Below are 8506 nucleotides of genomic sequence, written 5' to 3' on the forward strand. Positions count from 1 at the left end.
GAATAAAACGGGATCGGGATACCCGAGCCCCGCCCGGCATCCACTTTGCCGCGACCGCCGGAAGAACCCGCCATATCGGAAAACAGGTGCCCCAGCCAATTCATGAACCCGGCGAACACCTTGGCCACCAGGTTGCCGCCGCTCAATTCGAAGGTCTTGGTGTTGACGCTGATCAGCTTGCCCTTGTCGACAAAGTGCGCGGTGTTGCTGAACTGATCGAGGATGGAGAAGAACAGCCCCAGTAGGTCGGGCGAGTGGCCCAGGCTTTTCACATGGTGGTTCTTCATCGACATGTTCTGCACCGCACCGCCAGTGGCGTGGCTGGTGGCATGGTCGTAGTTGATCTTGAACTTTTCCTCGAGAAAGCCGATGGCGCTGGCAATCTTGTTGGAGCCCTCCCTCCCGCCTTTCCAGCCGTTCAGCCTGGCGAAGCCCTTGACCATATCGTCCGTCTGCTCGTCCGCCCACTTGCCCAGCGCGCCCGTGCCCGGAACGCCGACGAAGAACACATCGACCAGCCCGCCGATCAGCCCGCAGGTGCCGGCGATCATGTAGTCGTACTGGTCGCACGCCGCCGCCTTGAGGGTGAAGTCGGCTTGGATGCGTTTTTCCAGGGCGATGCGCTGGCTGTCGGTCATCAGGCCGCGGAACGGGTCTTCAGCACGCTCCAGGCCCTGGCGGGCGGCGTAGCTGTCGAGTTGCGCCAGGCAATCGGACCAGTCCGAGTCCTCGTCGATCTCGACGATATCAAGCAGTTTCAGGGGCTGCAGGGTTGTCTGGTAGTCCGTGGGTACCGCCAGCACCTCGCGCTCGAAAAGCACCCGTTCGTGCTCTTCGACGACGAACACCACATCCTGCGCATCGACAACACTTTGCGCCTGGGCAAGGAGACTGTCGAGCAGCTCATCGTTGCTGCGCTGCTTTTGGCCCATGCTGTCGAGGACACCCGGCATCCGGTCCAGGTGCGCATTGGTCTGGTCGAGCTGATGCTGCTGGATCAGCAGCGCTTGCGCCTGATCGTGCAGATGGCTTTTCTGCGTCATGAGAACAGGCTGCTCAGTTTTTCCCGGGCCTTGCCGGCCACCTCGCTGGCCGAGCCCAGCAGCACATCACCGACATTGAAGTAACCGATGACTTCGAAGGCCCGGGCCAGATTCTCCAACTGCTTGCTGTCGCGATCGCGCTTGATGCACAGCTTTACTTCGCTCACTTCCTCTTCGGCGTCCGCGCTAGACACCACCACCGAGCGCTCTTCATAGAAGTCCAGAATCCAGTCGTACAGCTCAGTCTTGGTCGGTTCGCGGGTCAGCGTGCGCAGCTTGCCTTCATCGAGGAACTGAGCGCAGCGCAGTTTGGTGGCGCTGGCCTGGGCCGAGCTGGTTTTTTCCGTTAGCACCTGGCCGGCGCTGGTCATCCGCGTCATCAATCCCATCAGCCGCTTGATCTTGACGTCCTGGGCGCCTTGGGCCTGGATGGCTTCGTTGAGTTTTTCGGTAATGAAGTTGATGTCCTTCATCACCAGGGAAATGGTCAGTTGCGTCTGCTTGATCACTTCATTGAGCATCAGCTCGCGACGCTTGGAGCGGCTCAGCTCATCCGCACCGGTCAGCTTGCGCACACCGGCATAGGTGCCCACACCGATCAACACGGCCACACCAATGCCGGTCATCATGCCCGACATACCCAGCAAGCCGCCCATGCCCAGGCTCGCCAGACCGGAAGTCAGGCCCGCCGCGGACATGCCCACCACCGAGCCCGACAAATACACCGCCGCCAGCGGCGTTCCCACCGCCGCGGCCTTGGCGGAAAGCAGCTTGAGGGCGGAGACGATCTGGTCATCGGTTAGATCGTCGCGGAGCATGTCGTAATCGTTCTTGATGGCCATGACCGCCAGCTCGATTTCCTCGTCGCTGACCTGCAACAGTTCGCGGTTGTTCTGCAGGAAGGCGAACCGGGCAATATCGCAACCACCGGTGCTGTAGTAGAGGTTGATCAGATCCTTGACCAGCGACACGTGCAGCGCCTTGATCTGCCCCACCGGGCTGTTGCTGTGGATGCGCTCGAGCAGGGTCGCCAGGGAAATCTGCGCGCTGCCGGAGGTCATATAGGCACGCAGGATAAAACGGGCGCTCGGACTCAGATCCAGGCGCGTCATCAACTGGAGGACTTCGGCGAACTCCTTGTCATCAATGACCTGGTCATTGGCGTAGGCCGAATTGATGACTGCCTGGACATAGGCCACCTTCAGCGGCTCGCCCAGCTCATCGATGGAGACCAACTGGCGTTCTTCCTTGAACTCGCTGAAATCCTGCACGCAGGTCTGCAGCGTCTCCGCCAGCTTGCGGTAGTTGCAGCTCGACAGACCGGTGATGGTCAGGTCGGCGCCCTCCTTGCGGCTGATAAGCAATGACACTTCCACCTTGTCACCCTTGCTGCCGCTGACCGTCTCGACATACTCCACCGCGGCAATGCCGACGAAGGGCACGCTGACCGGATCGGTAAAGCTCCCGCTGCGATAGATCAGTTGCTCGCCGGTAAACAGGATTCCGTCCTTGCCGCTGCCGAACAGGGTGTTGTCGAACAGCGCCACGACCGTGGACGGACTGCCGGTAAAGGCGAAGGCCTGTACCGCATTATTGAGTTTCTTTTCATCGATCCGCGGGGCGACGGAAATATTGCTGGAGATACTGCCGAGGTTTTCCCGCAGATAAACGTTGACGTTGGTCATGACACGTCCTTGTGAAAGAAGCGAAATGGCTTTTTGATATCAGATAAATCTATCAAATACTCCTGCACTGGCCTAACTGTTTTTCCGCGGTGCCTACGTCCTTCGTAGCATATCGAAGGCCTAAGCCCTGCTTCGCCACATCTCGTGCCAGATCACCGAATCCAGCACCCCCAGGTTCTCCACCGGATAGCCGCCCTTAGCGTTCCGCGCATCGGACAGCGCGGCCCTGAGCAGATAGGCCGCTTCCAGGTATTTGTAGCCGGCACTGGCGCCGTGCGGACTCTTGCATCCGGTCGCACGCAGCCAGGCCGACACGGGCTCGTTGTCGAGGTGATAGGCGTCCGGGAAAAACTGGCACAGCATCTCGGTGAACACGGACTTTCGCGTCGACACTTTCAAGGTACTCAAACGATCGATTTCCGTCATTACCACCTCATCTCGGTCCTGGGCATCGGCCTCTATGACCCGAATGAGCGATCTGGACAGCTCACGGAAATCACTGTTCTTGCCCTGACGCTCCCAGCCATTCGCCTGGAAACGGCTGCCGTCGCCGAAATCCCATAGCCTGCGCAGTTCGTAATAGAAGGCCTCGTTCCTTTCGTCAGGCCATTGCCGAGCTCGCGACGCGGTCTTGAAGTGCGTCTGCAGTTCCTTCTTGTTTTGCTCGAAGACAAGCATCTGGGACCTGCGGAAGTCCAGCCAGGACCCCTGCAAGGAAATCGCGTTTCTGGGGGGTAAACGCAGATTGAACACCCTGTTTGGCGCCTGCTGCGATCGCTTGCTGGACGTACCCGGCTTTCTCCTCTGAACCGCCTCCCGATAGCCATCCAGCCAGCTCTGGTTGAGAATCACACAGGATTTCCTGATTTCAAGGATCCACGCCCTGGCTGACGCGAAGGTATCGCCGGATAGTTTCGAATAGCCGTTGACTTCATGGTTGGTAGCAAAGGCAGCTTTCGAGAGATTCGAAGAGCCAACCAGCGCATGAAAGCTGCCATCAGGCTCGCGCCAGAACATCGCCTTGGGATGGAAGCCGTCGAACAATTCCGCCACCAGGAACTGCGCCCGGCGCGCTTTCGGCAGCCAGTTGATGACCTTCTCGCAGGCCGCTTTTCGGGTAATGCCGAAGTCCTTTCCAACGATGAACGCGAAGGACTTGCACTGCCTACCGAGCTTGACGCTGGTATCCCATTCGGTGAGGTAGGCACTGAGGATATAGAGCTCTTCGGAGGACTGGAGAGCCCTATGATAGAGCGCTTGAAGGTTGGAACCACTGCTGTGGGGTACTAGAAGAAGATCCATCTCGTCGCGCTTTCCTTCGTCGGTATGGGAGTCACTGGCGCGGGAGCATAAGTCGGTACGGAAAGGGCCGGCAAGGTCTAGTTTATGTCGAAGACCTGATGTGTTTAAGATCGCGTTCTTTCATCTGTTCTCCCTCCCTTGATTGAGGGCTATCGGGCTTCGGGTTGTCTCTGCGCTACGTCCATTTCTCACCGCTTGTTGATATTCATGAACGTCCGCTTCTGGAGCGGTCACACATCAACGATTGCACAGTCGTCCCATGCACTGAGAATTCTGCCCAATACGTTGTCCATAGGTACTCGTTTCGTTAGTGAGCAGAGCGCGCAAGTGGCGATCGAAATGCTGGAGGTGGCCCGGCTACCACGCGAGCTAACCCCTCTAACAAATTATCAAGCTCTGCCGGAAGTCCGCTTCTGGCCGTTCTCCGCCGGTCGTCACTACAGCGTGTGCTGGTCAAGTCGAATGCAATTGACTGGTCAGTGACAATGCAAATGGTCAAGTCCATGCAATTACGCAGGCTCACATTAAAACCCGACGAACGACCACCCGACCATGCAAAACCACCGGGTTCCAAGGTCTTCCAGCGCTACCGATTGGCGCAACAGCCGCCCCCAAAATACTGTTGACCGCGAGCGGAACGAGCGCTAAACCAGAACTGTACAAGCGCTGTCCTCGACAGCACCCATGTAGCCAGAACCTTTGAGGCTACGCCACGTTGTGGTGGTTCAACCCCCAAGTGCGATTAGCGTCCGGCGGCTAGCACGGTCACAGCAATGTGATGGATGCCTACTTCTCAACTTTGCCCACTGCGGCAACTCAGGCCTTCTCCTGGCTGCTCTGCAGCAACTTATCCGCTTGGCCATTTCTGCGCCAACCTGTGGCCCGTCTCTTTGCCTCCTAAAGAGACGGGCGCATATCACACTGTTGCAGCCCTGCTCACACGGGCCTTTGCGGCTTTCTCCCTCGTGACAATCGGCGTGACAAACACCGAATGCTCACTCGCCACAGCGATGCCGATGATGGTGCCGCAGCCCAAGGAATGGACTGCACCTGACTGACAATCAGGCATGCCCCGGTCATCACCTCACTGCCTTCACCTGACTCAAGATCTCGCGGCGCCGGTCTCGTCAGCCAGTGCAGCCTCCACCCGCCCACTTCTACGGAAGTGTTCAGGAGGCCAGATCATGAGATGCCCAAGCTCCCGGCCGTAAGGAGCCGTCAGTCCCGCGTGAGTGGACAACCCTCACAGGTCGCAGGGGCCTTGATCCCTGATAACACTCAACAACCGTGGCGGGATGAGTGAGGACGAAGTCGATAATCTCAGGAGAATGGCGATGCAACTGTGCGAAACGTTCGAGCCACCACAACCATTGCTGGAATACCTGCAGGCGCCACTGCCCTACCCGGTCGAAGCACTCGGGGATCTGTTGGGCCCTGCGGTCGAACGACTGGCCGAGGTGATCGGCGTGCCCTGCGCCATGGCTGCGCAATCGGTGCTGGCCAGCGCCGCCCTGGTGAGCCAGGGTCATGCCAATGCCTTACTCGACGGTCGAACCTATCCGCTGTCCCTCTACCTACTGACGGTGGCGTCCTCGGGAGATCGCAAAAGCGCGGTGGACCAGCTGGCACTGAAAGCAGCGCGCGACTGGGAACGACAGCAGTGGACCCTGTATGTAGAAAAGCTCAAAGCCTATCGCGCAACCATCAACATCATGGGCAAACCCAAAGCCGCAAAGAGACACGAGGAGGCGGAAGGCGGTGAACTATCCGAGCCGGTACCCCCGAGACTGATCATTGCCGAACCGACCATTGAGGCCCTAGTCAAAAGTCTGTGCCATGGCTTACCCAGCATGGGCTTGTTCAATGATGAAGGTGGCCAGTTCTTAGGCAGCAGCACCATGAGCAAAGAAAATCTGCTCAAGGCGATCACTACCTTGTCGACACTGTGGGATGGCAGCCCGATCGACCGAGCGCGTTCCATGGCAGGAGAAAGCCTGCGTGCCTATGACCGCCGCCTCAGCCTGCATCTGATGCTGCAACCCTACCTGGCCAACCAGCTGTTCAAAGACCCAGTGATCAATGGCCAAGGCATCCTAGGCCGTTGTCTGATCAGTTGGCCTGAGCGCCTGGCCGGCCAGCGGCTCTACAAGGCGATCGACTTGAGCCGGGATGCCAAAATCCAGCGCTACCAGCAACGGATCACCGCCCTACTGCAACAACCCTGGTCACGTCACCAGGATGGATCACTCAAGCCCGCCACGCTGGAACTGACAGCCCGTGCCCGCCGGGCCTGGATTGATATTCACGACACCATCGAGTGTCAGTCTGGCGAGTTCGGCGAGCTGGCCGGCGTCCAGCCTGCCGCGGGCAAAGCGGCGGCGAATGTGCTGCGCATCGCGGGCGTGCTGGCCATGGTTGAAGAGGCCAGTACGTTGGACGAAACACACATCCAACGCGCCTCCATACTGGTGGATTACTACCTGGCCGAGATCCAGCGCTTGACCGAACAGGAGCCGGTCAATAGCCGATGCGAAGAAGCGGATCGGTTGCTGCGCTGGCTGGTACAGAAAGGCTGGACCCACTTCAGCATCCGAGACGTCAATCGCAACGGCCCTCGTTTTGCCCGCAAGAGCGCTGACCATACCGCCTCTTTATTGGTTGTACTGATCACTCATCGCTGGCTGAGCAGCCGCGATGGAAGAACCTTCGAGGTCCGTCATGTTCCGCCTCAATGACGCGGTGCGCCGCTACCAGGCGCAACATCGACCACAGCCAGAATCGCGGCGTGTCGCCACCGCTGTCGCCACCCTGTCGCTACGCGCCAGGCCAGAAACGACGCAGGTTGTCGCCACTGTCGCCGCTGTCGCCACACCGCCCCTGGAGCCTACCCACCTCGCCCTGCTGATCGAGCAACTGCGTGAGGAAGGGGCACTGCTGCAACACCACGAGAACGCCCTCCTGATCCGCCCGACGCACTGGCAGCAGGTGGACAGGCTCAGCCCTCACTGGAAAGCCCTGCTGCTCTTTCTGCAAACAAACGAAAACGGTGATGACGATGGCCTTGGTCAGTCGGCGTGATGGTCGCAACTTTGGCTATGGTCGCCAGCTGAGCTACGCCGGCCCACAGGCGCTCAAGGATCTGTTTGCCGGCGGCCACTACGCCACGGTCAAAGCGCATAGTGATCGCTGGCAAGCGTTCGTGCGTTGGTGTCGGTCAGAGGAGGGCCCCGGTTACAACGATGCGCGCCAGATCAATCGACGGACGCTACAGGACTACGCTGCCTACCTGCGCCAGCAGATCCAGCAAGGTGAGCTCTGCATCGCTACCGCGCAGAACCGCCTGAGCAGTGTCAACCGCACCCTCGCCGCGCTACGCGGTGATCAGGACGTGAAGATCGCCAGTCCAAGCCAGGCGCTGGGACTGCGGCGCTCGAGTGTGCGCACCCGCGTACCGGATGGCCACGACCACCAGCAGGTGCGGCGAGTGCTTGAGGTGCTGGGCGAACAGCAACACGAGCGAGTGGCCGCGATTGTCCGTTTGGCTCGAGCAACCGGCATGCGCCTGCGCGAAGCGATCCTGGCAGACCTGCCACGCTTGCACCGCGAAGCCGAACACTTCGGCCGCATCAACATCCAGGACGGCACCAAAGGCGGCCGCTCAGGCGCTTCAGCGCCGCGATGGATCGTGGCCAATGAAGAGGTGAAGGCGGCACTGCTGTTGGCTCGTAAGGCATCGCCAACCGGCAGCTGCAATTTGCTGGCCCGAAACGAAAACTACGCCGCATTCCTGCAACAGACCGTGCTCCCCGCCCGTGAAACGCTACATGAACAAGGGCTGAAGGGCTTTCATGAACTGCGAGCGGCCTACGCCTGCGAGCGTTACGAGCAACTCACGGGCCACGCCGCACCAGTCAATGGTGGTCACTGCTATCGCATAGACCGTGAACTGGATCGGCAGGCACGTCAGCAGATCAGCATTGAGCTCGGGCATTACCGAGTCGACGTGGTTTCGGCCTACGTAGGAGGTCGAGCGTGACCAAGCCCTTCGATATGACGCTGTTCCTGAGCGGCGTACTGACCGGCTCAAAGGTCACGCAGCTACGCCACCTACGGCAAGCCCAAATATTGCACGCTGCAATCCAACAACGATGGCAACGAGACAATCCCTGGACCTGGCAGCTCAAGCATGTGCGCTGGTTTCTCACTCAGCACTTGAAAGACCACTCCGACGCCACCCGATATTACTATCGACTCACCGTTTTATTGGTCTGGACGCGATTAGGGAACGACCGCCAATTGCTGATCGGTCGCTCGAGTAGTCGTAGGTAGGCAGCAGGAGCTGCTTATACCCCGACGACCCTGCCCTCGGCGGCAAGAGTGGAGTGTTCAGACACCCTCCCCTTTTTAAGGCTTGGAGGTGTCGTAAGCGTCCGCCCAACTCACCTTGCGTAAGTTAGGCAGACACCCACTGATGCG

General features: G+C 59.4%; 7 protein-coding genes. 4 read left to right on the forward strand and 3 right to left on the reverse strand.

Translation table 11 applies throughout. From position 1 onward, the window contains the following. The 3 genes from NP534_RS23770 to NP534_RS23780 all read right to left on the reverse strand — a co-directional run. Positions 1 to 1043: hypothetical protein (locus NP534_RS23770; protein WP_274100321.1), on the reverse strand; the 1043-nt coding region annotated here is incomplete at its 3' end. Continuing rightward, positions 1040 to 2728 (reverse strand): hypothetical protein, encoded by a 1689-nt coding sequence (locus tag NP534_RS23775; protein WP_274100322.1) that lies wholly within the window; start codon positions 2726 to 2728, stop codon positions 1040 to 1042. The genes NP534_RS23775 and NP534_RS23770, both read right to left, overlap by 4 nt. A gap of 120 nt (positions 2729 to 2848) precedes the next feature. Then, positions 2849 to 4030, reverse strand: coding sequence for a phospholipase D family protein (locus NP534_RS23780; protein WP_274100323.1), 1182 nt, complete (start codon positions 4028 to 4030; stop codon positions 2849 to 2851). A 1334-nt stretch (positions 4031 to 5364) separates the two neighbouring features. On the opposite strand from NP534_RS23780, the gene NP534_RS23785 reads away from it, so the two are divergent. From NP534_RS23785 to NP534_RS23800, 4 genes are read left to right on the forward strand one after another with little or no spacing between them, the layout of a single operon-like run. Beyond that, the gene (locus NP534_RS23785) at positions 5365 to 6765 is read left to right on the forward strand and encodes a YfjI family protein (protein ID WP_274100327.1); all 1401 of its coding nucleotides are present in this window, start codon (positions 5365 to 5367) and stop codon (positions 6763 to 6765) included. Beyond that, positions 6749 to 7108: a hypothetical protein gene (locus tag NP534_RS23790; RefSeq protein WP_274100324.1), complete on the forward strand. Its 360-nt coding sequence runs from the start codon at positions 6749 to 6751 to the stop codon at positions 7106 to 7108. The genes NP534_RS23785 and NP534_RS23790 overlap by 17 nt, the downstream gene beginning before the upstream one ends. Next, complete coding sequence (locus NP534_RS23795) at positions 7086 to 8066, forward strand: integrase domain-containing protein (protein ID WP_274100325.1); 981 nt, start codon at positions 7086 to 7088, stop codon at positions 8064 to 8066. The genes NP534_RS23790 and NP534_RS23795 overlap by 23 nt, the downstream gene beginning before the upstream one ends. Next, entirely contained in the window at positions 8063 to 8359 is a 297-nt protein-coding gene (locus NP534_RS23800; RefSeq protein ID WP_274100326.1) for a hypothetical protein, read from the forward strand. The genes NP534_RS23795 and NP534_RS23800 overlap by 4 nt, the downstream gene beginning before the upstream one ends. Positions 8360 to 8506 lie beyond the last annotated feature (147 nt).

Source organism: Pseudomonas sp. 39004, assembly GCF_028682155.1.
Classification (GTDB): Bacteria; Pseudomonadota; Gammaproteobacteria; order Pseudomonadales; family Pseudomonadaceae; genus Aquipseudomonas; species Aquipseudomonas capeferrum.